Raw genomic sequence first — 26,295 nt, forward strand, 5'->3', positions numbered from 1 at the left:
CCTCACTCGGTTGCCGGCGGAACAGCGCTCTCTCCTGAAGGGTGGTCCGGCTGCTCCGCGGCGACGGATTCTGAATCGGGGGAGGCGGCCTGATCGGTGGTGGCCGAGCCCTCGGGGTCCAGGAGGGCACAGATGACGCCGAGCAATTGATCCACATCCACGGGTTTGGGTACGTAGTCGGTGGCGCCCTGGGAAATGGCCTTCTCACGGTCCCCGGGCATCGCCTTCGCGGTGAGGGCGACGATGGGCAGGCCCCGCCAGCGGGGGCTGCGGCGGATGGCTGCCATGGTCTCGTAGCCGTCCATCTCCGGCATCATGATGTCCATCAGGACGATGTCGACGTCGGGATTGCGCTCCAGGGTCTCGATGCCCTCGCGCCCGTTCTCCGCGTAGAGGACGGGCATGCCGACGCGGCTCAGGACGTGCGTGAGCGCGAAGACGTTGCGGATGTCGTCGTCGACGATGAGCACCCTGCGACCCGGCAGTATGCGGCCCGCGCGCCCCTCCTTCCACTCCTCCAGCTTGGTCGGGGTGGGCCAGCTGTCGTCGGGCTCCAGGGTGGTGTGCGGGCGCAGCGCGGCATGTTCCATGGGCTCGGGCAGGTGCTGGGTGCGCGAGGCGGCGTAGGCGACGGCGGCGGCGCCGTGGCCCGGGTGGACGACGGGGACGTACAGCGAGAAGGTCGAGCCCTGGCCGGGGTGGCTCTCGGCGGTGATGCGGCCGCCGAGCAGGCCCGCGATCTCCCGGCTGATGGAGAGGCCGAGCCCCGTGCCGCCGTACTTGCGGTTGGTGGTGCCGTCGGCCTGCTGGAACGCCTCGAAGATGACCGGGAGTTGCTCGGAGGGGATGCCGATGCCGGTGTCCCTGACGGCGAAGCAGAGCAGGTCGTCGTTGTCGTGCAGGATCCGCTCGCCCGAGGTGTCCTTGACGCGGCTGACGCGCAGCTCCACGCGGCCCGCCGAGGTGAACTTGACCGCGTTCGACAGGAGGTTGCGCAGGATCTGCTGGAGGCGCTGCTCGTCGGAGAACATCTCGCGCGGCACGTCCTCGCCGACCGACACGTCGAACGCCAGGCCCCGGTCGAGCGTGAGCGGGCGGAATGTCGCGTGCACGTAGTCGAGGACCTTGATGAGCGGGAGCTTCTTGGGGCGTACGTCCATCCGGCCCGCCTCGATCTTCGAGAGGTCCAGGATGTCGTTGATGAGCTGGAGGAGGTCGGATCCCGAGCGGTGGATCGTCGTCGCGAACTGCACCTCCTGGTCGGAGAGGTGGTTGTCGGGGTTGTCGGAGAGCAGCCTGGCCAGGATGAGCAGCGAGTTCAGCGGGGTGCGCAGCTCGTGCGACATGTTCGCCAGGAACTCCGACTTGTACTGGGAGCTGGTGGCAAGGAGCGCCGCCTTCTCCTCCAGTTCGGCGTTGGAGCGGCGCAACTCGGCCTGCTGGCGCTGGAGTTCGTCCGAGCGCTCCTGGAGCTGGGTGGCCAGGCGCTGGGACTCGCCGAGCAGCGATTCCGTACGGGAGTTGGCGATGATCGTGTTGATCGCGACGCCGATGGTGTTCACGAACTGGTCGAAGAAGGCCAGGTGGACGTCGGAGAAGCGGGAGAACGTGGCCAGCTCGATCACGCCGAGGAGCTTGTCCTCGAAGAGGATCGGGATGATCACGACGGTGGCGGGCGCGGCGTCCCCGAGCCCCGAATGGATCTTGATGTACTCCGGGGGCACCTCCTCCACCAGGATGCGCTTCTTCTCCAGGGCCGCCTGACGTACGAGACCCTGCGCGGGCATGCCGCCGGTGTCGACGACCGAGCCCTGCGCGGAGCCGTACCCGGCGATGAAGGCGAGGCCCTTCGCGGTGACCTGGGTGGGCGCCGGAGCCTCCGCCGTGTCCGGGTCGGCCAGGAAGAACGCTCCGTACTGCGCGTTCACCAGCGGGGTCAGCTCGCGCAGGATCAGGTCGGCGACCTCCATCAGGTCGCGGTGGCCCTGCATCAGGCCCGCGAGACGGGCCAGGTTGGACTCCAGCCAGTCCTTGGCGCGGGTGGTCTCCCTCAGGTTGGAGACCATGAGGTTGATGTTGTCCTTGAGCTCGGAGACCTCGCCGCGCGTCTCGACCGTGATGGCGCGGGTCATGTCGCCCTGGGCCACGGCGGAGGCGACCTCGGCGATGGCGCGCACCTGGGTGGTCAGGTTCAGCGCCAGCTCGTTCACGTTCGTCGTCAGGCGCTTCCACGTGCCGTACACGCCCTCCACCCGGGCCTGGCCGCCCAGTTGGCCCTCGGAGCCGACCTCGCGGGCCACGCGGGTGACCTCGGAGGAGAACGAGGACAGCGTGTCCACCATGGTGTTGATGGTGGTCTTCAGCTCCAGGATCTCGCCGCGCGCGTCCACGTCGATCTTCTTGGAGAGGTCGCCCTGGGCCACGGCGGTCGCGACCTGCGCGATGTTGCGGACCTGCCCGGTGAGGTTGTCCGCCATGTAGTTGACGTTGTCGGTGAGGTCCTTCCAGACGCCGGAGACGCCGAGGACCTGGGCGCGGCCGCCGAGCCGGCCGTCGGTGCCGACCTCGCGGGCCACGCGGGTCACCTCGTCGGCGAACGCGCGCAGCTGTTCCACCATCGTGTTGACGGTGTCCTTCAGCTCCAGGATCTCGCCGCGCGCCGTGACGGTGATCATCTTGGACAGGTCGCCGTTGGCGACGGCGGTGGTGACCTGGGCGATGTTGCGGACCTGGGAGGTGAGGTTCGACGCCATGAAGTTGACGTTGTCGGTGAGGTCCTTCCACACGCCGGAGACGCCGCGGACCTGGGCCTGGCCGCCGAGGTTGCCCTCGGTGCCGACCTCGCGGGCGACGCGGGTGACCTCGTCGGCGAAGGCGGAGAGCTGGTCGACCATCGTGTTGATCGTCGACTTCAGTTCGAGGATCTCGCCCTTCGCCTCGACGGTGATCTTCTTGCCGAGGTCGCCCTGCGCGACGGCCGTCGACACGAGCGCGATGTTGCGCACCTGGGAGGTGAGGTTGTCGGCCATGAAGTTGACGTTGTCGGTGAGGTCCTTCCAGACGCCCGACACGCCACGCACCTGGGCGCGCCCGCCCAGGTTGCCCTCGGTGCCGACCTCGCGGGCGACGCGGGTGACCTCGTCGGCGAAGGCGGAGAGCTGGTCGACCATCGTGTTCACCGTCGACTTCAGCTCCAGGATCTCGCCCCGGGCGTCCACGGTGATCTTCTGGCTCAGGTCGCCGTTGGCCACGGCGGTGGTGACCTGGGCGATGTTGCGGACCTGGGAGGTGAGGTTCGACGCCATGAAGTTGACGTTGTCGGTGAGGTCCTTCCAGACGCCCGACACGCCACGCGCCTGCGCGCGCCCGCCGAGCTGACCCTCCGTACCCACCTCACGCGCCACACGCGTCACTTCGGCGGCGAACGCGGAGAGCTGCTCCACCATCGTGTTCACGGTGAGCTTCAGTTCGAGCAGCTCGCCCGTCGCCTCCACGGTGACCGTGCGGGTCAGGTCGCCCTGCGCCACCGCCGTGGTCACCAGGGCGATGTCGCGCACCTGTGCGGTCAGCCGCGCCGCCATCGTGTTGACGGCCTCGGTCACGTCCCGCCAACTGCCTGACAGGCCCCGCACCTTGGCGCGCCCCCCGAGACGCCCCTCCGTACCCACCTCGCGGGCGACGCGGGTGACCTCTCCCGTGAAGAGGGACAGCTGATCGACCATCGTGTTGACGGCGCGGCCCAAACGGCGCAGATCGCCCCTCAGTTCGCGGGTGCCGTCGTGCAGGTCGACACGCTGGGTGAGATCGCCGCCCGCCACCGCGTTCAGGACCCGGGTGGCGTTGGCCGCGGGGGCGACCAGCGAGTCGAGCAGCGTGTTGATCTCCTGGACGCGCGCGGCCCACCTGCCCTGCCCGGGGCTCGGCGAGAACCGCTCGTCGAGGCGGCCGTGCCGGATGATCTCCCGGCGTACGCGCACGAGTTCGCCGTCGAAGTGCAGCGAGCGGTCGAGCATCTCGTTCAGCGTGGCGTACAGCTCGGCCGTCATGCCCTCGCCCACGGGCGCTACCTTGGAGAAGTCCCCGTCGCGCGCCGCCCGCATGGCGGCGAGCAGCGGGCGCAGCTCCGCCTCGGTGGCCACCACAGGGCTCGCGGCCGCGCCACCGGGTGAGCCTGGCGGCGCCGCGGTGGAGGTCCTGGTCTGCGCAGGTGCCGGAATCTTGCCATGGCGGAGCGCGGGCATAGCACTGTTCTCACTCATAGCGGCCCACTTCAGTAACTCGGTGCTTATGGGCGTGGCCAGTCTGTCACTCTGTGGGTGTCGCCTGAGGCGTATTCGCCCGAACTGCTCAGGAGCCGCACAGTGGGGTCCATTCCGACGCAACGGGAGACCGCGTTCCGTTCCTCCGCCAACTCTGGCCCCACCCCGGGGCCGTCGGCGGTGGTGCGCACATCGCTGCCAGGAAACCCGCTGGCGCCCGCCGCCGCGCGCAAATTCGTGCGCGCCGCGCTCGCCGACTGGACCGAGCTGGGCGTGCCCGCCGCCGCGGGCGTCACCGACCGCCTCGCCGACGACGCGGTGCTCCTGGTCAGCGAGTTGGTGACCAACGCCGTCGTGCACGCGGGCACGGCCGTCGAGCTGCTCTGCCGCCTCGACGAGGCGGCGCCGGGCGAGGACGCCGAGACCCTCGTCATCGAGGTGTCCGATCACCACCCCTCGCGCGCGGTGCGCGGTGAACAGGGCCCGCCGCCGCCCGGCACTCCGGAGTACGGCCGCGGCCTGCACCTCGTCGCCACCCTCTCCGACTCCTGGGGCATCACCTACCGCACGGGCACCAAGACCGTCTGGGCCCGGCTGCCCGTCGACGGCGTGCAGGCCGTGCAGGACATCGAGACGTACGCGAGTGAACAGGCGCTGCAACGCGGGCTGCGCGCCGCCGAGATCCTCGCCCCGCTGCCCAAGCGCGCCACGCACGACACGGACTGGATCAACCGGGGCGCGCTCTCCTTCCTCGCCGAGGCGTCCGACCTGCTCGCCGGCCAGTTCGACGAGGACCTGGTGGCCGCCCTCGCCGGACAGCTGCTGGTGCCGCGGCTCGCGGACTGGTGCGCGGTCTGGCTCGACGACGCGGCGGAGGGACCGGGCCGGGCCGCGGTGGGCGGCGGGGCCGGCGAGCGGCTCGCCCGCGTCTGGCACACCAGCGAGCACCGGATAGAGGAACTGCGCCGCGTCCTGGAGAAGGACCCGCCGCGGCTGCCGCTCGCCGCGGGCGGCGCCTACCCCGTGCCCTGGCCCGGCGCCGCGCTCACCGGCGAGAGCTCGGGCGCCGCGCTCGCGTACCGCCTCACCGCGGGCGGCCGGGTGCTCGGCACGCTGGTGATCGGCAGGGCCGGGCTCGTGCGCTTCCCCGACGAGGTCACCGGCCTCGTCGAGGACTTCAGCCGCCGGGTCGCGCTCGCCATCAGCGCCGCCCGTCGCTATCAGAGACAGGCCACCATCAGCCAGATCCTGCAACGCGGACTGCTGCCCAGCCGGATCGCGGAGATCCCCGGCGTGGAGAGCGGCCTCGTGTACGAGCCACGGGACCAGGGCGGTCCCGGCGGCGACTTCTACGACGTGTTCCAGGCGGGCGACGGGCGCTGGTGCTTCGCGCTCGGCGACGTCCAGGGCAAGGGCCCCGAGGCCGCCGTCGTCATCGGCCTCGCCCGCCCCTGGCTGCGGCTGCTGGCCCGCGAGGGGTACCAGGTCGCGGAGGTGCTCAGCCACCTCAACCAGCTCCTGCTCGACGACGCGGCGGAGGCGGCGGCCGCCGCGGCCGCGGTCGTCGCCGTCGCGGGCGGCCAGGGCGTGCCGTCCGAGGGACCCACCTCACGCTTCCTCTCGCTCCTCTACGGCGAACTGGTCCCCTTCGAAGGCGGCGTCCGCTGCACGGTGGCGTGCGCGGGGCACCCGCTGCCGCTGCTGCTCTCGCCCGAGGGCGAGGTGCGGCCCGCGGCCAGTCCGCAGATGCTGCTCGGCGTCGTCGACGACGTGACGTACACGAGCGAGGCGTTCGAGCTGCGGACCGGCGACACGCTCCTGTGCGTCACCGACGGGGTGACCGAGCGCCGCCAGGGACGCCTCCAGTTCGACGACGCCGACGGGCTCGCCCAGGCGCTCGCCGGGTGTGCGGGGCTCGACGCGGAGCTCGTGGCGGAGCGGATCAGGCGGCTCGTGCACGAGTTCTCGGAACGGCCGCCGGACGACGACATGGCGTTGCTGGTGCTGCAGGCGCGGTGAGGGTTCCCGCGGTGCGGGACAATGGAAGGTATGCCTTCCGCACTGCCCGATGGTGAGCCCATGCCCGAGGACGGCGCGCTGCCCGCGTCCGCCCTGGACGGCGCGGCCGCGCGCCCGCTCGGCTTCTACCTCCACGTCCCGTACTGCGCCACGCGCTGCGGCTACTGCGACTTCAACACCTACACGGCGACCGAGCTGCGCGGCTCCGGCGGCGTGCTCGCCTCGCGCGACAACTACGCGGACACCCTGGTCGACGAGGTGCGCCTGGCCAGGAAGGTGCTCGGCGACGACCCGCGCCCGGTGCGGACCGTCTTCGTCGGCGGGGGTACGCCCACGCTGCTCGCGGCCGGCGATCTGGTGCGCATGCTGGCGGCCGTACGGGATGAGTTCGGCCTCGCGGACGACGCGGAGATCACCACCGAGGCGAACCCGGAGTCGGTCGATCCGGCGTACCTGGCCGAGTTGCGGGCCGGTGGCTTCAACCGGATCTCCTTCGGCATGCAGAGCGCCAGGCAGCACGTCCTGAAGGTGCTCGACCGCACGCATACGCCGGGCCGGCCCGAGGCGTGCGTCGCCGAGGCGCGGGCGGCGGGGTTCGAGCACGTGAACCTCGACCTGATCTACGGCACTCCGGGGGAGACCGACGACGACTGGCGGGCCTCCCTCGACGCGGCCCTCGGCGCCGGGCCCGACCACATCAGCGCCTACGCGCTGATCGTCGAGGAGGGCACGCAGCTGGCCCGCCGGATCCGGCGCGGCGAGGTCCCGATGACCGACGACGACGTCCACGCGGACCGGTACCTCATCGCCGAGGAGATCCTCGGGCGGGCGGGCTTCGACTGGTACGAGGTGTCCAACTGGGCCACCTCCGAGGCGGGTCGCTGTCTGCACAACGAGCTGTACTGGCGCGGGGCCGACTGGTGGGGGGCCGGGCCGGGGGCCCACAGCCATGTGGGCGGGGTGCGGTGGTGGAACGTCAAGCACCCCGGTGCGTACGCGGCCGCCCTCGCGGAGGGGCGGTCGCCCGGTGCGGGCCGGGAGGTCCTCGCGGACGAGGACCGACGGGTCGAGCGGATCCTCCTCGAACTCCGCCTCCGTGACGGCTGCCCGCTGTCCCTCCTCCGCCCGGCCGGACTCGCCGCTGCGCGGGGGGCGCTGGCGGACGGGCTCCTGGAGGAGGGGCCCTTCGGGGAGGGGCGGGCTGTGTTGACGCTTCGGGGGCGGTTGTTGGCGGACGGGGTGGTTCGGGGGCTGGTGGACTGAGTGCCGCTGCGCGGGGCTGGGGCAGAGGTTGTGTTCCTGTTGGCTTGGTGTGCCCGGGTCGTCCGGCGTCGGTGCCACCCGTCAACTCGGCGTCGCCCCCTTTCCGCCCTCCGGGCGGCCCCTTCACCCACCCGCTCCACCCGTACTCCCACCCGGACGGTGTGAGTCTCCTGTGGGGGTGGGGCGCCGTCGGCGTCTGCGGGTGGGTGGGTGGGCAGTGCGTGGGGTGCGGTCGCTGTGGACTGGGCGGGCGCGTCTCTGCGGGGGCGTTCGGTGGGGGAGGGCCGGGGCGCGTGTCCGTGGAGGGGCGTGATCGGTGCTGGGAGGGCCGGGCGTGTTCCTGCTGGGGTGGTTCGGTGCGGAGATTCGGGTGGGCGGGTGGGGATGGCCACCGCGGAGCGGCGGGATTGGTTTTGGAGGGGCGCTCCGCGCGGAGGGGACCGGGTGCGTGTCCCGCCAGGGACGTGCTCCGCGCGGAGGGGATTGGGCTCGGGCATCCGCAGGGGCGTGTCCGAGAGGCCGGGGCTCAGGCATCCGCGGGGATGTCGTCCGAGGCCCAGGGGCCAGTTACTCCGTGACGAAGTCGATCAACTCTTCCACCCGTCCGAGAAGCTCCGGCTCAAGATCCCGGTAGCTGCGCACCGAGCCCAGGATCCGCTGCCACGCCGCCCCCGTGTTCTCCGGCCAGCCGAGGGCCCGGCAGACGCCCGTCTTCCAGTCCTGCCCGCGCGGCACCCGCGGCCACGCCGCGATGCCGACCGACGCGGGCTTCACCGCCTCCCACACGTCGATGTACGGGTGGCCCACCACCAGCGCGTCCGACGTGGAGATCTCCGCCGCGATGCGGGACTCCTTGGAGCCGGGGACCAGGTGGTCGACGAGGACGCCGAGGCGGGCGTCGGGGCCCGGCCGGAACTCCGCGACGATCGCGGGCAGGTCGTCGATGCCCTCCAGGTACTCGACGACGACGCCCTCGATGCGCAGGTCGTCGCCCCAGACCCGCTCGACGAGTTCGGCGTCGTGGCGGCCCTCCACGTAGATGCGTCCCGCGCGGGCGACCCTGGCCCGCGCCCCGGGTACGGCCACCGATCCTGAGGCGGTGCGTGAGGGACGTACGGGCGGAGCGCCCGCAACCGCGGTGGGGCGGACCAGCGTGATCGTGCGGCCCTCCAGGAGGAAGCCGCGGGGCGCCATCGGGAAGACGCGGTGCTTGCCGAAGCGGTCCTCCAGCGTCACCGTCGGCCCCTCCGCGGTCTTCTCGCAGCGGATCACCGCGCCGCAGAATCCGGTGCTCAGCTCCTCGACCACGAGGCCGGCGTCCGCCGCCACCTCGGGCACGGGCTTCGGCTTCTTCCAGGGGGGAGTGAGATCGGCGGAGTACAGACGGCGCTGCGGGCCCGCAGGGCCCTCGGAGGGGTGGTGGCGGGAGACGGGTGGGCGCATTCTGCCGACGATAAGAAAAGTGACAAGGAGCTCCGCTACGACACGCCGAAGCGGGTCGCCAGTGTGGCGCGCTGCGCACGGACAAAAGCAGCATCCACCACCGCACCGTGCCCCGGCACGTACAGCGCGTCCTCGCCGCCCAGGTCGAGCAGCCGGTCGAGCGCCGCGGGCCACCGGTCGGGTACGGCGTCGGGTCCCGCCTGCGGTTCGCCCGACTCCTCGACCAGGTCGCCGCAGAACACGATCTCCCGGCTCCCGTCGACTCCCGGGACGAGCACCGCGAGATCGTGGCCCGAGTGGCCGGGGCCGACGTCGGCGAGCAGCACCCGCACCCCGCCGCCGAGGTCGAGCGTCCACTCCCCGCACACCAAGTGGTGCGGGCGGACCAGGAGATCGGCCGCCTCGGCCGCCGCGTCCGGGTCCACTCCGTGCCGTACCGCGTCGGCGCGCAGTTCGTCACGGCCCTTGTCGAGGACCGTGTCGATGCCCACCGCCCCGTACACCTCCACGCCCGCGAAGGCCGCGGCCCCCAGGACGTGGTCGAAGTGGGGGTGCGTCAACACGAGGTGCGTGACCCGTCGCCCGTCCCCGATGATCTCCCTGGCGCGGGTCCGCAGCGCCGCGCCCTCGGCCAGGGTCGACCCCGCCTCGATCATGAGAGCCGCGTCGTCGCCGACGACGAGGCCCGCCGTGCAGTCCCAGACCGGCAGGCGGCACCGCCCCACCCGCGGTGCGAGCCGCTCCCAGCCCGCCGCTTCCCATGCCAGCGCCACGTCCATACGGTGACGCTATCCGCACGCGCCGTGTTCGGCAGCCGCTGCCTGACACGCATGCGTGACTTCGGTGGGTCCGCCCTTGCCGGGGCCGTACCTCACGGCCGTACACTGACCTTTCGGTAGCTGGCACTCACCCATGGTGAGTGCCAGGCAAGGGGGCTCGGCGGGGCTCGACGCGACGTACGACAGCTGGAGGTGTGCGCGATGCTCAATGAACGCAGGCTCGAAGTGCTGCGCGCCATCGTCCACGACTACGTAGGCACCGAGGAGCCGGTCGGCTCCAAGGCGCTGACGGAGCGGCACAGTCTCGGGGTCTCTCCCGCGACGGTCCGCAACGACATGGCCGCGCTGGAGGAGGAAGGGTTCATCGCCCAGCCCCACACCAGCGCGGGGCGCATCCCGACGGACAAGGGCTACCGCCTGTTCGTCGACAAGCTCGCGGGCGTCAAGCCGATGACCGCGCCGGAGCGCCGGGCCATCCAGAACTTCCTCGACGGCGCCGTCGACCTCGACGACGTCGTGGGGCGCACGGTGCGGCTGCTCGCGCAGCTGACCCGGCAGGTCGCGGTCGTGCAGTACCCGTCGCTCACGCGGTCGACGGTGCGGCACGTGGAGCTGCTCTCGCTGGCTCCGGCACGGCTGATGCTCGTACTGATCACCGATACCGGCCGGGTCGAGCAGCGCATGATCGACTGCCCGGCGCCGTTCGGCGAGACCTCGCTCGCCGACCTGCGGGCGCGGCTCAACAGCAGGGTCGCGGGACGCCGCTTCGCGGACGTGCCGCAGCTCGTGCAGGACCTGCCCGACGTCTTCGAGGCGGAGGACCGCGGCACCGTCGCGACCGTCCTCTCCACCCTCCTCGAAACGCTCGTGGAGGAGACCGAGGAGCGGCTGATGATCGGCGGAACCGCCAATCTCACCCGCTTCGGACATGACTTTCCCCTCACCATCCGGCCCGTCCTCGAAGCCCTCGAGGAGCAGGTCGTACTCCTCAAGTTGCTTGGTGAGGTGCAGGATTCGGGCATGGCCGTACGGATCGGTCATGAGAACGCCCATGAGGGCCTCAGCTCCACGTCCGTGGTCTCGGTCGGCTACGGTTCGGGCAGCGAGGCAGTAGCCAAACTCGGCGTGGTCGGACCGACCCGCATGGACTATCCGGGAACGATGGGAGCAGTACGCGCAGTGGCACGTTACGTCGGACAGATCCTGGCGGAGTCGTAAGTGGCCACGGACTACTACGCCGTACTCGGCGTGCGCCGCGACGCTTCCCAGGACGAGATCAAGAAGGCCTTCCGGAGGCTGGCGCGCGAGCTTCACCCGGACGTGAATCCGGATCCGAAGACTCAGGAGCGCTTCAAGGAGATCAACGCCGCGTACGAGGTGTTGTCGGACCCGCAGAAGAAGCAGGTCTACGACCTCGGCGGTGACCCGCTGTCCCAGGCGGGCGGCGGCGGTGCGGGCGGTTTCGGGGCCGGTGGCTTCGGCAACTTCTCGGACATCATGGACGCGTTCTTCGGGACGGCGTCGCAGCGTGGCCCCCGGTCGCGCACGCGCCGTGGCCAGGACGCCATGATCCGTCTGGAGATCGACCTCAACGAGGCCGCCTTCGGCACCACCAAGGACATCCAGGTCGACACGGCCGTGGTGTGTACGACCTGTAGCGGGGAAGGCGCCGCTCCCGGCACCTCCGCGCAGACCTGTGACATGTGCCGCGGTCGCGGCGAGGTGTCGCAGGTCACGCGGTCCTTCCTCGGACAGGTCATGACGTCGCGCCCGTGCCCGCAGTGCCAGGGCTTCGGCACGGTCGTGCCCACGCCCTGCCCGGAGTGCGCCGGCGACGGCCGCATCCGGTCGCGCAGGACGCTGACCGTGAAGATCCCCGCGGGCGTCGACAACGGCACGCGGATCCAGCTCGCGGGCGAGGGCGAGGTCGGCCCCGGCGGCGGCCCCGCCGGTGACCTGTACGTGGAGATCCACGAGCTGCCGCACGGCGTCTTCCAGCGCCGCGGCGACGACCTGCACTGCACGGTCACCATCCCGATGACGGCCGCGGCTCTCGGCACGAAGGTGCCGCTGGAGACGCTGGACGGCCTGGAGGAGATCGACATCAGGCCCGGCACCCAGTCCGGGCAGTCGGTGCCGCTGCACGGCCGTGGCGTCACGCATCTGCGGGGCGGCGGCCGCGGTGACCTCATCGTGCACGTCGAGGTCCTGACCCCGACCAAGCTCGATCCCGAGCAGGAGCGGGTGCTGCGGGAGCTTTCGCAGCTGCGGGGCGAGGAGCGGCCCACGGGGCAGTTCCAGCCGGGGCAGCAGGGGCTTTTCTCGCGGCTCAAGGATGCGTTCAACGGGCGGTAGCGCCTGGAGCGGGTTCCTCTGCCCCTCGGCGACGGGTTCTTCCCGTGCCGGGGGGCTTTGCCGTTCTCCGCGGGCCGGTGGGGGCTGGCCGCGCAGTTCCCCGCGCCCCTGACGGGGCGCTGCACGTCGGCGTGCGGGGTGCGATTCGTTGTGGTGTGGGGGACGTGGCACGATGCGGTCATGTCCTCCGCACTGACCGATCTCTGCCGCCATCCGATCGTGCAGGCCCCCATGGCGGGTGGCGCGTCCGGCCCGCAGTTGGCCGCCGCCGTCGCCGAGGCCGGTGGGCTCGGGTTCCTCGCCGCCGGGTACAAGACCGCCGACGGGATGTACCAGGAGATCAAACAGTTGCGGGGGCTCACCTCGAAGCCCTTCGGCGTCAACCTCTTCATGCCGCAGCCCGAGTACGCGGACGCCGCGGCCGTCGACGTGTACCGCAGCCAGCTCGCCGGTGAGGCCACCTGGTACGAGACGCAGCTCGGCGACCCGGACAGCGGGCGTGACGACGGGTACGACGCCAAGCTGGCGATCCTGCTCGACGATCCGGTGCCGCTGGTCTCCTTCACCTTCGGGTGCCCCACCCGCGACGTCTTCGACGCGTTCGCGCGCGTCGGCACCCTGACCGTCGTCACCGTGACCACGCCCGAGGAGGCCCAGACCGCCCAGTGGTCCGGCGCCGACGCCGTCTGCGTGCAGGGCATCGAGGCGGGCGGCCACCAGGGCACCCACCGGGACAACCCGGAGACCGACGGCGCGGGCATCGGACTGCTCGCCCTGATCACGCAGGTCCGCGAGACCGTGCAGATCCCCGTCGTCGCCGCCGGAGGCCTGATGCGCGGCGCGCAGATCGCCGCGGTGCTCGCGGCGGGCGCCGACGCGGCGCAGCTCGGCACGGCCTTCCTCGTCACCCCCGAGTCCGGCGCGAACCCCCTGCACAAGCAGGCCATGACCAACCCGCTGTTCGTGCGGACCGAGCTGACCCGGGCGTTCTCCGGGCGCCCGGCGCGCGGCCTGGTCAACCGCTTCATGCGCGAGCACGGTCCGTACGCCCCCGCCGCCTATCCCCAGGTCCACCACCTCACCAGCGGTCTGCGCAAGGCCGCCGCCAAGGCCGGTGACGCGCAGGGCATGGCGCTCTGGGCCGGGCAGGGCCACCGGCTCGCCCGTGAGGTGCCCGCGGGACAGCTCGTCGAGGTCCTGGTGGCCGAGCTGGCCGAGGCGCGGACCGCGCTGACGTCCACGGCGCAGGAGGAAGAGGCGTGACCGCCCCCGTCTTCGTCGTCGAGCACTTCGACGCGGGCGCCGGCGGACGGTACGTACTGGACGGGCCCGAGGGGCGGCACGCCGTCTCGGTGAAGCGGCTGCGCGCCGGTGAGGACGTCGTCCTGACCGACGGCGCGGGGCGCTGGGCGGACTGCGTGGTCCTCGACACCGAGGGCAAGGACCGGCTCGTGGTGAAGATGGACTCCTACTCCGAGGAGCCCCCGGAGTCGCCCCGCGTCACCGTCGTACAGGCGCTGCCCAAGGGCGACCGCGGCGAGCTGGCCGTGGAGACCATGACGGAGACCGGCGTGGACGCGGTGGTGCCGTGGGCCGCGTCGCGCTGCATCACGCAGTGGAAGGGCGAGCGCGGTCTCAAGGCCCTCGCCAAGTGGCGGGCCACCGCGCGCGAGGCGGGCAAGCAGTCGCGCCGGGTGCGCTTCCCCGAGGTGCTGGAGGCGGCGTCCACCAAACAGGTCGCCGCGCTGCTCGCCGACGCCGACTTCGCCGCCGTCCTGCACGAGGAGGGCAGCGAGCCGCTGGCCACCGCGGAACTCCCGGCGAGCGGGCACATCGTCCTGGTGGTCGGGCCCGAAGGGGGCGTGTCCCCGGACGAGTTGGCGGCCTTCGCCGCGGCGGGCGCGAAGCCCTACCGGCTCGGCCGCAGCGTGCTGCGCACGTCCACCGCGGGCACCGCCGCGACCGCGCTGCTGCTCGGGCGCACGGGCCGCTGGTCCTGACCGGTTCTCGCGCGCGGGGGTTGAGCCGGTTCCGGCCCCGCCAACGCCCTTGCCCGGGTGGACAGATGGCCGCAAGAGGTCTACCGCGTCGGCGCGTACGGTGGCACTCTGCCGCCTATGGGGGCATTGAGGCGGTTAAGCGGCAGGGGTGTACGGAAGCGGCGTGCACGGGTTCTGTACGCCGTGGCGCTCGGCGGTGCGGCCGCGCTCGGCGTCACCGCGTGCGATCCCGTGGACGGGCAGCTGAACACCTCGGCGGTCGCGCTCACCACGGACGAGATGGGCACCAAGGAGCTGGAGCGGCAGCACGCCGACGTGTCGTGGCTCAGCTGCAACGGCAGGTTCGAGGGCCGTGTCACGCCGCGCAGCGGTGAGCCGACGAAGAAGGCCGTGGTGGAGGTGGACTGCCAGGGCGAGACCAAGGACGGCAAGGACATCACCATCAAGGGCAAGGTGCACGACGTCGTCGACGGCGCCTGCGTCCGCGGCAGTCTCACCGCCAAGATCGACGGCAAGCAGTGGTTCCGCGTCGACGTCCTCGGCAACTGCGCCTCAGGGAACGGCAACGGCAACGGCAACGGCAACGGCGGGAACAACGGCGGGAACAACGGCGGGAACAACGGCGGGGGCGGGCACGGCAAGCTCTCCAACCCGCCCGTCTCGCACCAGCCGCCGCCCTCCCACGAGAACCCTCAGCCGGGACCCACCACCACCGTCACCGTGACCGCCACCGCCCCGCCGCCCGAGCCGACCTGCACCTGCCTGCCGGGCAAATGAGACCGGGCACCGGACGCGCGGCCCCCGGCCAAGTGATCAAAACCGCTGCCGGGCCGCCCGGAGCCTGCCTAGGCTGGACGCCGTGACACAGGCAGCGCACTCCGCGTATCTCCGGTATCCGCACATCCACGGCGAGTTGACCGCGTTCACGGCTGAGGACGACGTCTGGGTCGCCCCCCTCGACGGCGGCCGCGCCTGGCGCGTCAGCGCCGACAACATGCCCGTGAACCACCCCAGGATCTCCCCGGACGGCACGACCGTCGCCTGGACCTCCACCCGCGACGGGGCGCCCGAGGTGCTCGTCGCGCCCGTCGACGGCGGACCCGCCGAGCGGCTGACGTACTGGGGCAGTTGGAAGACCGCCGTGCGCGGCTGGACGCCCGGCGGGCAGGTCCTCGCGGTCACCTCGGCGGGCCAGGCGTCGATGCGCCGCACCTGGGCGCGCGCCGTGCCGCTCGACGGCGGACCCGCGGCCACCCTGCCGTACGGCGTCGTGGGCGATGTCGCGCACGGCCCCGGCGGCGAGGTGCTGCTGCTCTCCGCGCCGATGGGACGCGAGGCCGCCTGGTGGAAGCGGTACCGGGGCGGCACCGCGGGCAAGTTGTGGATCCGCACGCCCGGCGGGGAGACCCGGGGGCCCGACGGTGACCAGGAGCCGTCCTTCGTACGGCTCCACGAGGAGATCGAAGGGAACATCGAGTACCCGCTGTGGGTGGGGGAGCGGATCGCGTTCCTCTCCGATCACGAGGGCGTCGGTGCCCTGTACTCCTCGCTGCCCGACGGCTCCGAACTGCGCAGGCACACCCCGGTGGACGGCTTCTACGCGCGGCACGCCGCCACCGACGGGACCCGCGTCGTCTACGTCTGCGCGGGCGAACTCTGGCTCCTTGACGACCTGTCGGGCGCCGAACCGCGCCGCGTCGACGTCCGGCTCGGCGGGCAGCGCACCGACCTCCAGCGGCACCCCGTCACCGCCGCCCGCTGGTTCGGCGCCGCGGAGCCCGACCACACCGGGCGCGGCAGTGCCGTCTCCGTGCGCGGCTCCGTGCACTGGGTCACGCACCGCGAAGGGCCCGCCCGCGCGCTCGCCGCCACGCCGGGCGTGCGCGCCAGGCTGCCCCGCACCTTCCGCGTGCAGGGCGAGGAGCACGTCGTCTGGGTCACCGACGCCGAGGGCGACGAGGCCCTCGAATTCGCCCCGGCCACCGGGGTCGCGCCCGGCGCGACGCCCCGCAGGCTCGCCGCGGGCCAGCTCGGCCGGGTCCTCGCGCTCGCCATGGCGCCGGACGGCTCGCGCGCCGCCGTCGCCTCGCACGACGGCCGCGTGCTGCTCGTCGAGCGGGAGAGCGGCGAGGTCCGCGAGGTCGACCGCAGCGCGGACGGCGAGGTCAGCGGGCTCGTGTTCTCGCCCGACTCGGCCTGGCTCGCCTGGTCGCACCCGGGCCCGCGCCCGCTGCGCCAGCTCAAGCTCGCCAACACCGCCGACCTCTCGGTCACCGAGGCGACCCCGCTGCGCTTCCGTGACTACGCGCCTGCCTTCACGCTCGACGGCAAGCACCTGGCGTTCCTCTCCGCGCGGGCCTTCGACCCGGTCTACGACGAGCACGTCTTCGACCTGGCGTTCGTCGGCGGCTCGCGGCCCTACCTGATCACGCTGGGCGCGACCACGCCCTCGCCGTTCGGCCCCCAGCGGCACGGCAGGCCTTTCGAGGCACAGGACGGCGCGGGTTCCGAGACGCCGGACAGCGAGGGTTCCCCCGTCACCCGCATCGACTTCGACGGACTGGCCGACCGCATCGTGCCGTTCCCCGTCGAGGCCGCCCGCTACACCACGCTGCGCGCCGCGAAGGACGGCCTGCTCTGGCTGCGCCACCCGGTGCGCGGCGTGCTCGGCGCCTCCCGCGCCACGCCGTCCGACCCGGACCCGAAGACCGAGCTGGAGCGGTACGACCTGGCGCAGCACCGGGTCGAGGAACTCGCCGCCGACGCCGACCACTTCGCGGTCACCGGCGACGGCAAGCGGGTGCTCCTGTGGACCGACGGCAAGCTGAAGGTGGTGCCGAGCGACCGGCGCGCCTCCGGCGACGAGGACAGCGACTCGAACATCACCGTCGACCTCTCCCGGGTCCGCCACACCGTCGACCCGGCCGCCGAGTGGCGCCAGATGTACGCCGAGACGGGCCGCCTCATGCGGGACAACTTCTGGCGGCCCGACATGGGCGGCGTCGACTGGGACGGCGTCCTGGCGCGCTACCGCCCCGTCCTCGACCGCGTCGCCACCCACGACGACCTGGTCGACCTGCTGTGGGAGGTGCACGGCGAACTCGGCACCTCGCACGCCTACGTCGTCCCCGGCGGCGGCGGGGGCAGCGCGGCGACCCGGCAGGGCCTGCTCGGCGCGGACCTCTCGCGCGGCGAGGACGGCCTGTGGCGCATCGACCGGGTGCTGCCCTCGGAGACGTCCGACCCGGCCGCCCGCTCGCCGCTGGCCGCGCCCGGTGTCGCGGTGCGGCCCGGTGACGCGGTCCTCGCGGTCGACGGCAGGCCCGTCGACCCGGTGGCGGGCCCCGGGCCGCTGCTCGCGGGTACCGCGGGCAAGCCCGTCGAGCTGACCGTCTCGCCGTCGGGCGGCGGCGACCCCCGGCACGCGGTGGTGGTCCCCGTCGACGACGAGGAGCCGCTGCGCTACCACGCCTGGGTCGCGGACCGCCGCGCCTACGTCCACGAGCGCTCCGGGGGCCGCCTCGGCTATCTGCACGTCCCCGACATGCAGGCGCCGGGCTGGGCGCAGATCCACCGCGACCTGCGCGTCGAGGTGGCCCGCGAGGGCCTGGTCGTGGACGTCCGCGAGAACCGCGGCGGGCACACCTCGCAGCTCGTCGTGGAGAAGCTGGCGCGCCGCGTCGTCGGCTGGGACCTGCCGCGCGGCTCGCGCCCGCTCAGCTACCCCACGGACGCGCCGCGCGGCCCCGTCGTCGCCGTGGCCAACGAGTTCTCCGGGTCCGACGGCGACATCGTGAACGCCGCGATCAGGGCGCTGGGCATCGGGCCCGTGGTGGGCACCCGCACCTGGGGCGGCGTGGTCGGCATCGACAGCCGCTACCACCTGGTGGACGGCACGCTGGTGACCCAGCCCAAGTACGCCTTCTGGCTGGAGGGGTACGACTGGGGCGTCGAGAACCACGGGGTCGACCCCGACGTGGAGGTCGTGACCACGCCGGACGACTACGCGGCGGGGCGCGACCCGCAGCTGGACGAGGCCGTCCGGCTCGCGCTGGCCGCGCTGGAGGAGAGCCCGGCCAAGGCGGCACCGGTCCTGCCGGGGAGCTAGGGCCCGCCCACGCCCCCGTCGCCGGGACGCGGCAACGGCGAGCGATACGCTTCCGTCTGTACTGATCACGGTCACGCTGTACTGATCACGGTCACGCCGTACCGAACTGATCACTGTCACGCTGCATTGATCACTGTCACGTAGGAGGTCGACCCATGGCGGGCGAAGCGCAAGGTGACTGCCTGTTCTGCAAGATCGTCGCGGGCGAGGTGCCCGCGACCGTCGTGCGGGAGACGGAGACGACCGTCGCCTTCCGCGACATCAACCCGCAGGCGCCGACCCACGTCCTGGTGATTCCCAAGGCGCACTACCCCGACGCCGCCTCGCTCGCCGCCGGTGACCCCAAGGCCGCCGCCGACGTGCTGCGCGAGGCCGGTGAGGTCGCCGCCGAGGAGAAGGCGGAGAGCTACCGCATCGTCTTCAACACCGGCTCGGGCGCCGGGCAGACCGTCTTCCACGCGCACGCGCACGTCCTGGGCGGCCGCGGCCTCCAGTGGCCTCCCGGATAGCGGGCGACCCTCCTTGTCCGTACGTGAACTGGTGGTGCTCGGCACCGCGAGCCAAGTCCCCACCAGGCACCGCAACCACAACGGCTACGTCCTGCTCTGGGACGGCCAGGGCATCATGTTCGACCCCGGCGAGGGCACGCAGCGGCAGATGCTGCGCGCCGGGGTCGCCGCCCACGACCTGCACCGGATCTGCGTCACGCACTTCCACGGGGACCACTCCCTCGGTCTCGCGGGCGTCATCCAGCGCATCAACCTCGACCGGGTCCCGCACCCCGTCACCGCCCACTACCCGGCATCGGGACAGCACTTCTTCGACCGGCTCCGGTACGCCACGGCGTACCGCGAGACCGTCGCGCTGACCGAGGCGCCGGTCGCCGCCGACGGGCCGCTGGCCACCACCTCCTCGTACACCCTCGAAGCGAGGAAGCTCTCGCACCCCGTCGAGTCGTACGGCTACCGGATCGTGGAGCCCGACGGGCGGCGCATGCTGCCCGCGCTGCTCGCCGAGCGCGGCATCAGCGGGCCCGACGTGGGCCGGATCCAGCAGGAGGGCGGCCTCGGCGGCGTCACGCTCGACGAGGTCAGCGAGGTGCGGCGCGGCCAGCGCTTCGCCTTCGTGATGGACACCCGGCTCTGCGAGGGGGTGTACGCGCTCGCCGAGGGCTGCGACATGCTCGTCATCGAGTCGACGTTCCTCGACGAGGACGAGCAACTGGCCGTCGAGCACGGCCACTTGACCGCGGGACAGGCGGCGAGGGTGGCCGTCGAGGCGGGCGTGCGCCATCTGGTGCTCACCCACTTCAGCCAGCGCTACCCCGACCCGGGCCGCTATGAACAGCAGGCCCGTGCCGCCGGGTTCGACGGTGAACTCACCGTCGCCCGCGACCTGTCGCGCGTCCCCCTGCCCAAACGAACCTGAGCACCACCACCGAACTGAGCGAGACCGCACCATGCCGATCCCCAAGGCCGAACTCCACCTCCACATCGAAGGCACCCTCGAACCCGAGCTCGCCTTCGCCCTCGCCGCCCGCAACGGCGTCGAACTGCCCTACGCGGACACCGAAGAGCTGCGCGAGGCCTACCTCTTCGAGGACCTCCAGACCTTCCTGAACCTCTACTACGGCCTGATGAGCGTGTTGCGCACCGAGGCCGACTTCGAGGAGCTCGCGGACGCCTATCTGGCGCGCGCCGCCGCACAGGGCGTGCGCCACGCGGAGATCTTCTTCGACCCGCAGGCGCACATCGCGCGCGGCGTCCCCATGGGCACCGTCGTCGAAGGGCTGTCCCGCGCCCTGGCGCGGAGCGAGGAGCGGCACGGCGTCTCCACGCGGCTCATCATGTGCTTCCTGCGCGACCAGTCCGCCGAGTCGGCCCTGGAGACGCTGGAGGCCGCGAAGCCCTACCTCGACCGGATCATCGGCGTCGGCCTGGACTCCGCCGAGGTCGGCCACCCGCCGGCCAAGTTCCGCGCGGTGTACGAGGCGGCCGCGGCGCTCGGCCTCCGGCTCGTCGCGCACGCGGGCGAGGAGGGGCCGCCCGCCTACATCACCGAGGCCCTCGACGTGCTGCGCGTCGAGCGCGTCGACCACGGGCTGCGCTGCATGGAGGACCCGGACCTCGTCGAGCGCCTGGTCCGCGAGCGCGTGCCGCTCACCCTCTGCCCCCTCTCCAACGTCCGGCTGCGCGCCATCGACGTCCTGGAGGACCACCCGCTGGCCCGGATGCTCGACGCGGGCCTGGTGTGCACGGTCAACTCCGACGACCCGGCGTACTTCGGCGGCTACGTCGACGACACCTTCCACGCGGTGCGCGAGGCGCTCGGCATCGACAACGAGCGGCTGCGCACCCTCGCGCGCAACTCCTTCGAGGCGTCCTTCCTCGACCGCGACGCGGCCGACGAGGCGCTGCGGGCGAAGTACCTCGCCGAGGTCGAGGCTTATTCGTTCGACTGAGCACGGGCGGTGGGTTACGGTCCTGCCCATGGACACCATCGCGCAGATCTACGGCTGACACGGCCCTTCCGGCCCCCGCCCGCCCTTCGAGGGCCGTGGCGGCGGGCCGCCGTGTCGTCATCCATAGCTCTCTGTACGCGAAGGAACTCGCATGTCATCTCGCCGAATTCACCGTCGCCCTGCCCATATCGCCATGATCGGCGTCCCGATGGTCAGCCACGTGCTGCCCTCCCTTGAGGTCATCCGTGAACTGGTGGCGCGCGGCCACCGCGTGACGTACGCCAACGATCCCGCGACCGCCGCCCTCATCGAGCCGACGGGTGCCGAACTCATCGCCTGTGAGTCCACGCTCCCGCACCGCTCCAACATCTGGCCCGAGGACCCCATCGAGGCCAGCTCGCTCTTCCTCGACGACGCGATGGCGGTGCTCCCGCAGCTCCACGCGGCGTACGACGAGGACCCCGCCGACCTGTATCTGTACGACATCGGCGCCTACGTCGCACGGGCGCTCGCGGAGTCGCAGGGGCGGCCGCTCGTGCAGCTCTCGCCGAGCTTCGTGGCCTGGGGCAGCTACCAGGAGGACGTCGGCGCGTACCTGGCCCAACTGCCGGGCGCCGACGTCCTGGAGGCCCGGTTCAAGGAGTGGCTCGCCGGGTGCGGGGCCACCACGCTCGACGTCGCGGAGTTCTCCGGGGTGCCGCCCCGGGGCATCGCCACGATCCCGCGCGCCATGCAGCCGCAGGCCGACACGGTCGATTCCGGGCGGATCGACTTCGTCGGGCCGTGCTTCGGGGACCGTGCCGAACGGGAGAGCTGGACGCGGCCCGAGGGCGCCGAGAAGGTGCTCCTGGTCTCGCTCGGCTCGGCGTACACCGTCCAGCCCGAGTTCTACCGGCAGTGCGTGGCCGCCTTCGGGGACCTGCCCGGGTGGCACGTGGTGCTCCAGATAGGCAAGCACGTGGATCCTGCGGAGCTGGGCGGGGAGCTTCCGGGGAACGTCGAAGTCTGCTCCTGGGTGCCGCAGTTGGCCGTCCTTGAGCAGGCCGATGCCTTTGTGACCCATGCGGGCATGGGGAGCAGTGCCGAAGGGCTCTACTGCGGGGTGCCGATGATCGCCGTGCCTCAGGGGGCGGAGCAGCCTATGAACGCGGATCGGCTGGTGGAGCTGGGGGTTGCCCGGCGCGTCGATACGGCTGATGCCACGGGGGACGTGCTGCGGGCGGCGTTGCTTGAGCTCGTCTCCGACCCTGAGGTCGCGGTGCGGTCCGCGCGGTTGAAGGCGGAGGCCCGGGGCGAGGGTGGTGCGGCTCGGGCCGCGGATCTGATCGAGGCGGAGCTCGGCGGCTAGTTGGTTCGCCGCAGGTCCGCCGTGGCTGGGCGCGCAGTTCCCCGCGCCCCTCTCGCAGTTCCCCGAGCCCCTTGTCAGGGGCTCGGGGAACTGCCCCATTGACGCTGTCGAGTTCGCGTACCTAGTCTGCGTTCTCATGTATGGACAGTGCTCCGGCAGTCTCGTCATCGCAGAGGTCCGTCTCACGCCCGTGCTCGTCGCCGATCCGCCGCTTCTCAACACCCAGGGCGTGCATCAGCCCTACACCCCGCGCCTGATCATCGAGGTGGTCACGGCCGGTGGCGTGGTGGGGGTCGGGGAGACGTACGGGGACGGGAAGTATCTGGAGCTCGCGCGGCCCTTCGCCGGGCGGCTGGTCGGGCGGGAAGTCGCCGATCTGAACGGGCTGTTCACACTCGCGGACGAGGTGGCCGTGGACGCCGCTCGGGTCGACGACGCCGTGGACGTCGGCGGGCTGCGCGGCGTGCAGACCGCCGACAAGCTGCGGCTCTCCGTCGTCTCCGGGTTCGAGGTGGCCTGCCTGGACGCGCTCGGCAAGTCGCTCGGGCTGCCCGTGCACGCGCTGCTCGGCGGCAAGGTGCGCGACGCCGTGGAGTACAGCGCGTACCTCTTCTACAAGTGGGCCGCCCACCCCGGGGCCACGGGTGCCGACGCCTGGGGGGAGGCCGTGGACCCCGCGGGGATCGTCGCGCAGGCGCGGCTCTTCGCCGAGCGGTACGGCTTCGCGTCCTTCAAGCTCAAGGGCGGTGTCTTCCCGCCGGACCAGGAGATCGCCGCGATCCGCGCGCTGGCAGACGCCTTCCCGGGGCAGCCGCTGCGGCTCGACCCCAACGGGGCCTGGTCGGTGGAGACTTCGCTGAAGGTCGCCGACGAACTCGCGGACGTACTGGAGTACCTGGAGGACCCGGCGCTCGGCACGCCCGCGATGGCGCGGGTCGCGGCGGGCACCTCGGTGCCGCTGGCCACGAACATGTGCGTGACCACCTTCGAGGAGATACCGGAGGCGTTCGCCGCGGGCGCCGTGCAGGTGGTGCTCTCCGACCACCACTACTGGGGCGGGCTGCGGCGCACCCGTGAACTGGCCGCGCTCTGCCGTACGTTCGGCGTCGGCGTCTCGATGCACTCCAACACGCACCTGGGCATCAGCCTGGCCGCGATGACCCAGGTGGCGGCGACCGTACCCGCGCTCGACTTCGCCTGCGACTCGCACTATCCGTGGCAGTCGGAGGACGTGCTGACCTCGCGGACGCGGTTCGTGGAGGGACGCGTCGCGGTCACCGACACCCCCGGCCTCGGCGTCGAGCTCGACCGGGACAAGCTCGCCGTGCTGCACGCCCGCTGGCTGGACGAGGACCACCGCGCGCTGCGGGAGCGGGACGACGCCGCGGCGATGCGCGCGGTGGATCCGGAGTGGGTGACTCCGGCGGTGCCGCGCTGGTAACCCCGGGCTCCCCGGGGGATCGTCCGTTACGTTGCCTTCATGGTCGTACCAGCCAAGCCCACCGTCGACCCGCTGAAGGCGGCCCGCAGACCCGGCGACCCGGACTGCGACGTCTACCTCACCGGCACGGTCTTCCTCGACATCATCTTCACCGGGCTCGATTCCGCGCCGGTGCGCGGGACCGAGTCCTGGGCGCGCGGCATGGGGTCGAGCCCCGGCGGCGTCGCCAACATGGCGACGGCGCTCGCCCGGCTCGGCCTGCACACCTCGCTCGCCGCCGCCTTCGGGGACGACCACTACGGGGAGTACTGCTGGGACGCCCTCGAACAGGGCGAGGGCATCGACCTGGCGACCTCGCGGACCGTGCCCGGCTGGCACTCCCCGGTGACCGTCTCCATGGCGTACGAGGACGAAAGGACCATGGTCAGCCACGGCCACGAGCCGCCGCCCGACGCCGACGCGCCGGACGGCGGCGCCCCGCACCGCCCGCCACGCGCGCGTGCCGCCGTCGCCGCCCTCACGCCCGGCACGTGCGCGCCGTGGATCGCCGAGGCCGCCCGTAGCGGCACCCGGATCTTCGCCGACGTGGGCTGGGACGACACCGGGCGCTGGGACCTGGCCGGGCTCGCCGACCTGGCGCACTGCGAGGCGTTCCTGCCGAACGCCGAGGAGGCCATGCGCTACACGGGCACCTCCTGCCCCAGGGCGGCCGCGCGGGCGCTCACCGAGCACGTGCCGCTGGCCGTGGTGACGCTGGGCGCCGAGGGCGCGTACGCGGTGGACGGGCGGACCGGCGAGACCGCGGAGGTCCCCGCGATCGAGGTCGAGGCACTCGACCCCACCGGGGCGGGCGACGTCTTCGTCGCGGGCTTCGTCACCGGGACGCTGGCCGGCTGGCCGCTCGCCGACCGCCTCGCCTTCGCCGGGCTCACGGCGGCGCTCTCCGTACAGGAGTTCGGCGGTTCCCTGTCGGCGCCCGGCTGGGCCGAGGTGGGGGCCTGGTGGCGCACGGTGCGCGAGGTCGACGACCAGGATCCGGTGGCGCTGCGCCGCTACCGCTTCCTGGAAGATCTCCTTCCGGCGGCGGCCAGGCCGTGGCCGCTGCGCCGCGCGGTGCCGACGATCGGTTTCGGCCGTTCGGCCTGAGGCGCGGGGGACGCCGGGACCCGGGAGGGCGAGGTCCGAAAACCTCTCGGTCTTGTCGGTGCCCCGACGTACTCTTGGCAGTGCAAGGCTGAGACGCGGCCCCAAGCCCCGCACGAGGAGGACCGAGCGGCCTTCAGAGCCGGCCCATGACGCAGACACCCACAGCTCAGACCCCCGAGCACGGCCAGGCGCGAGCCCACTTCACCGTTCCGGCGAAGCACCCGATGGTGACCGTCCTCGGCTCCGGCGACGCCCTGCTGCGCGTCATCGAGACGGCCTTCCCGGCGGCCGACATCCACGTCCGGGGCAATGAGATCAGCGCCGTGGGCGAGGCCCACGAAGTCGCCCTCATCCAACGGCTTTTCGACGAGATGATGCTCGTGCTGCGCACCGGGCAGCCGATGACGGAGGACGCGGTGGAACGTTCGATCGCGATGCTGCGGGCGGACGAGAACGGGGAAGGACCGCCGGAGACCCCGGCCGAGGTCCTCACGCAGAACATCCTCTCGTCCCGCGGCCGCACCATCCGCCCCAAGACGCTGAACCAGAAGCGGTACGTCGACGCGATCGACAAGCACACCATCGTCTTCGGCATCGGTCCCGCGGGCACCGGCAAGACCTATCTGGCCATGGCCAAGGCGGTCCAGGCGCTCCAGTCCAAGCAGGTCAACCGGATCATCCTGACCCGCCCCGCCGTCGAGGCCGGCGAGCGCCTCGGCTTCCTGCCCGGCACGCTCTACGAGAAGATCGACCCCTACCTGCGCCCGTTGTACGACGCGCTGCACGACATGCTCGACCCCGACTCCATCCCCCGTCTGATGGCGGCGGGCACGATCGAGGTCGCCCCGCTGGCGTACATGCGGGGCCGCACGCTGAACGACGCGTTCATCATCCTCGACGAGGCGCAGAACACCAGCGCCGAGCAGATGAAGATGTTCCTCACCCGCCTCGGCTTCGAGTCGAAGATCGTCATCACCGGTGACGTCACCCAGGTCGACCTGCCGGGCGGCACCAAGAGCGGTCTGCGCGAGGTGCAGCAGATCCTCGACGGCGTCGAGGACATCCACTTCTCGCGGCTCACCTCCAGCGATGTCGTACGGCACAAGCTGGTCGGCCGTATCGTCGACGCGTACGAGCAGCACGACAGCCGCGACGGGAAGTAGACCAGCACCACCATGTCGATCGACGTCAACAACGAATCCGGAACCGAGGTCGACGAGCAGGCGATCCTCGACATCGCCCGCTACGCCCTCGCGCGGATGCGCATCCACCCGCTCTCCGAGCTCTCGGTGATCGTGGTGGACGCCGACGCCATGGAGCAGCTGCACATCCAGTGGATGGACCTGCCGGGGCCCACGGACGTCATGTCCTTCCCCATGGACGAGCTGCGGCCGCCCATGAAGGACGACGACGAGCCCCCGCAGGGCCTCCTCGGGGACATCGTGCTCTGCCCCGAGGTCGCCACCCAGCAGGGCAAGGACGCCCCGACGCAGCACTCCATGGACGAGGAGCTCCAGCTCCTGACCGTGCACGGAGTCCTTCACCTGCTCGGGTACGACCACGAGGAGCCCGACGAGAAGGCCGAGATGTTCGGCCTCCAGGCGGCCATCGTCGACGGCTGGCGTGCCGAGACGGGCCTGACCGGCCCGTCCCCGGCACCCACCGTCTCGTAG

19 protein-coding genes are annotated in these 26,295 nt (G+C 72.1%); 16 read left to right on the forward strand and 3 right to left on the reverse strand.

Features of this window, described 5'->3' with window-relative positions; genetic code table 11:
• Positions 1-2 precede the first annotated feature (2 nt).
• Positions 3-4,100 carry a HAMP domain-containing protein gene (locus ACIO9J_RS17045; RefSeq protein WP_402001041.1) on the reverse strand — a complete coding sequence of 1,366 codons (4,098 nt, stop codon included), beginning with the start codon at positions 4,098-4,100 and terminating at the stop codon, positions 3-5.
• Between the two features lie 261 nt (positions 4,101-4,361).
• On the opposite strand from ACIO9J_RS17045, the gene ACIO9J_RS17050 reads away from it, so the two are divergent.
• Positions 4,362-6,278, forward strand: coding sequence for a SpoIIE family protein phosphatase (locus ACIO9J_RS17050; RefSeq protein WP_401999281.1), 1,917 nt, complete (start codon positions 4,362-4,364; stop codon positions 6,276-6,278).
• Between the two features lie 30 nt (positions 6,279-6,308).
• Positions 6,309-7,541 (forward strand): radical SAM family heme chaperone HemW, encoded by a 1,233-nt coding sequence (gene hemW, locus ACIO9J_RS17055; protein ID WP_401999284.1) that lies wholly within the window; start codon positions 6,309-6,311, stop codon positions 7,539-7,541.
• Positions 7,542-8,108: 567 nt separating this feature from the next.
• Here hemW and ACIO9J_RS17060 read toward each other — a convergent pair.
• Together ACIO9J_RS17060 and ACIO9J_RS17065 are read right to left on the reverse strand one after the other, a co-directional pair.
• Positions 8,109-8,984 (reverse strand): DUF3097 domain-containing protein, encoded by an 876-nt coding sequence (locus ACIO9J_RS17060; protein ID WP_401999287.1) that lies wholly within the window; start codon positions 8,982-8,984, stop codon positions 8,109-8,111.
• A 35-nt stretch (positions 8,985-9,019) separates the two neighbouring features.
• Positions 9,020-9,763, reverse strand: a complete 744-nt coding sequence (locus ACIO9J_RS17065; RefSeq protein WP_401999290.1) for an MBL fold metallo-hydrolase — start codon at positions 9,761-9,763, stop codon at positions 9,020-9,022.
• A gap of 201 nt (positions 9,764-9,964) precedes the next feature.
• On the opposite strand from ACIO9J_RS17065, the gene hrcA reads away from it, so the two are divergent.
• The 14 genes from hrcA to ybeY all read left to right on the forward strand — a co-directional run bounded on the left by hrcA (position 9,965) and on the right by ybeY (position 26,295).
• The gene (hrcA, locus tag ACIO9J_RS17070) at positions 9,965-10,981 is read left to right on the forward strand and encodes a heat-inducible transcriptional repressor HrcA (RefSeq protein ID WP_401999293.1); all 1,017 of its coding nucleotides are present in this window, start codon (positions 9,965-9,967) and stop codon (positions 10,979-10,981) included.
• On the forward strand, positions 10,982-12,118 hold the full coding sequence (dnaJ, locus tag ACIO9J_RS17075; protein ID WP_401999295.1) for a molecular chaperone DnaJ: 1,137 nt from the start codon (positions 10,982-10,984) through the stop codon (positions 12,116-12,118). It begins immediately after the preceding gene.
• Between the two features lie 180 nt (positions 12,119-12,298).
• Complete coding sequence (locus ACIO9J_RS17080) at positions 12,299-13,381, forward strand: nitronate monooxygenase (protein WP_401999298.1); 1,083 nt, start codon at positions 12,299-12,301, stop codon at positions 13,379-13,381.
• Entirely contained in the window at positions 13,378-14,118 is a 741-nt protein-coding gene (locus tag ACIO9J_RS17085; RefSeq protein WP_401999301.1) for a 16S rRNA (uracil(1498)-N(3))-methyltransferase, read from the forward strand. The genes ACIO9J_RS17080 and ACIO9J_RS17085 overlap by 4 nt, the downstream gene beginning before the upstream one ends.
• A 183-nt stretch (positions 14,119-14,301) precedes the next feature.
• Entirely contained in the window at positions 14,302-14,895 is a 594-nt protein-coding gene (locus ACIO9J_RS17090; protein ID WP_401999304.1) for a hypothetical protein, read from the forward strand.
• 82 nt (positions 14,896-14,977) lie between these two features.
• A complete protein-coding gene (locus ACIO9J_RS17095; RefSeq protein WP_401999307.1) occupies positions 14,978-18,226 on the forward strand; it encodes a S41 family peptidase in 3,249 nt (1,082 codons plus the stop codon).
• Between the two features lie 155 nt (positions 18,227-18,381).
• Entirely contained in the window at positions 18,382-18,735 is a 354-nt protein-coding gene (locus ACIO9J_RS17100; RefSeq protein WP_401999310.1) for a histidine triad nucleotide-binding protein, read from the forward strand.
• 13 nt (positions 18,736-18,748) lie between these two features.
• On the forward strand, positions 18,749-19,654 hold the full coding sequence (locus tag ACIO9J_RS17105; RefSeq protein WP_401999313.1) for a ribonuclease Z: 906 nt from the start codon (positions 18,749-18,751) through the stop codon (positions 19,652-19,654).
• Positions 19,655-19,685: 31 nt separating this feature from the next.
• Positions 19,686-20,687: an adenosine deaminase gene (locus ACIO9J_RS17110; protein ID WP_401999316.1), complete on the forward strand. Its 1,002-nt coding sequence runs from the start codon at positions 19,686-19,688 to the stop codon at positions 20,685-20,687.
• 151 nt (positions 20,688-20,838) lie between these two features.
• Complete coding sequence (locus tag ACIO9J_RS17115) at positions 20,839-22,035, forward strand: macrolide family glycosyltransferase (protein ID WP_401999319.1); 1,197 nt, start codon at positions 20,839-20,841, stop codon at positions 22,033-22,035.
• Between the two features lie 136 nt (positions 22,036-22,171).
• Positions 22,172-23,476: a glucarate dehydratase family protein gene (locus tag ACIO9J_RS17120; protein WP_401999322.1), complete on the forward strand. Its 1,305-nt coding sequence runs from the start codon at positions 22,172-22,174 to the stop codon at positions 23,474-23,476.
• A 39-nt stretch (positions 23,477-23,515) separates the two neighbouring features.
• Complete coding sequence (locus ACIO9J_RS17125) at positions 23,516-24,622, forward strand: carbohydrate kinase family protein (protein WP_401999325.1); 1,107 nt, start codon at positions 23,516-23,518, stop codon at positions 24,620-24,622.
• Between the two features lie 146 nt (positions 24,623-24,768).
• Positions 24,769-25,785, forward strand: a complete 1,017-nt coding sequence (locus ACIO9J_RS17130; RefSeq protein WP_401999328.1) for a PhoH family protein — start codon at positions 24,769-24,771, stop codon at positions 25,783-25,785.
• 12 nt (positions 25,786-25,797) lie between these two features.
• On the forward strand, positions 25,798-26,295 hold the full coding sequence (gene ybeY, locus ACIO9J_RS17135; RefSeq protein WP_401999331.1) for an rRNA maturation RNase YbeY: 498 nt from the start codon (positions 25,798-25,800) through the stop codon (positions 26,293-26,295).

Source organism: Streptomyces sp. NPDC087300, assembly GCF_044744425.1.
Taxonomy (GTDB): domain Bacteria; phylum Actinomycetota; class Actinomycetes; order Streptomycetales; family Streptomycetaceae; genus Streptomyces.

What these genes read in the sequence shown, in the direction of transcription:
- ACIO9J_RS17045 (WP_402001041.1), bottom strand. Translation starts at nt 4,100, where the DNA reads ATGCGGGCGGCGCGCGACGGGGACTTCTCCAAGGTAGCGCCCGTGGGC.
- hemW (WP_401999284.1), top strand. Translation starts at nt 6,309, where the DNA reads ATGCCTTCCGCACTGCCCGATGGTGAGCCCATGCCCGAGGACGGCGCG.
- ACIO9J_RS17060 (WP_401999287.1), bottom strand. Translation starts at nt 8,984, where the DNA reads ATGCGCCCACCCGTCTCCCGCCACCACCCCTCCGAGGGCCCTGCGGGC.
- ACIO9J_RS17065 (WP_401999290.1), bottom strand. Translation starts at nt 9,763, where the DNA reads ATGGACGTGGCGCTGGCATGGGAAGCGGCGGGCTGGGAGCGGCTCGCA.
- hrcA (WP_401999293.1), top strand. Translation starts at nt 9,965, where the DNA reads ATGCTCAATGAACGCAGGCTCGAAGTGCTGCGCGCCATCGTCCACGAC.
- ACIO9J_RS17080 (WP_401999298.1), top strand. Translation starts at nt 12,299, where the DNA reads ATGTCCTCCGCACTGACCGATCTCTGCCGCCATCCGATCGTGCAGGCC.
- ACIO9J_RS17100 (WP_401999310.1), top strand. Translation starts at nt 18,382, where the DNA reads ATGGCGGGCGAAGCGCAAGGTGACTGCCTGTTCTGCAAGATCGTCGCG.
- ACIO9J_RS17110 (WP_401999316.1), top strand. Translation starts at nt 19,686, where the DNA reads ATGCCGATCCCCAAGGCCGAACTCCACCTCCACATCGAAGGCACCCTC.
- ACIO9J_RS17115 (WP_401999319.1), top strand. Translation starts at nt 20,839, where the DNA reads ATGTCATCTCGCCGAATTCACCGTCGCCCTGCCCATATCGCCATGATC.
- ACIO9J_RS17120 (WP_401999322.1), top strand. Translation starts at nt 22,172, where the DNA reads ATGTATGGACAGTGCTCCGGCAGTCTCGTCATCGCAGAGGTCCGTCTC.
- ACIO9J_RS17125 (WP_401999325.1), top strand. Translation starts at nt 23,516, where the DNA reads ATGGTCGTACCAGCCAAGCCCACCGTCGACCCGCTGAAGGCGGCCCGC.
- ACIO9J_RS17130 (WP_401999328.1), top strand. Translation starts at nt 24,769, where the DNA reads ATGACGCAGACACCCACAGCTCAGACCCCCGAGCACGGCCAGGCGCGA.
- ybeY (WP_401999331.1), top strand. Translation starts at nt 25,798, where the DNA reads ATGTCGATCGACGTCAACAACGAATCCGGAACCGAGGTCGACGAGCAG.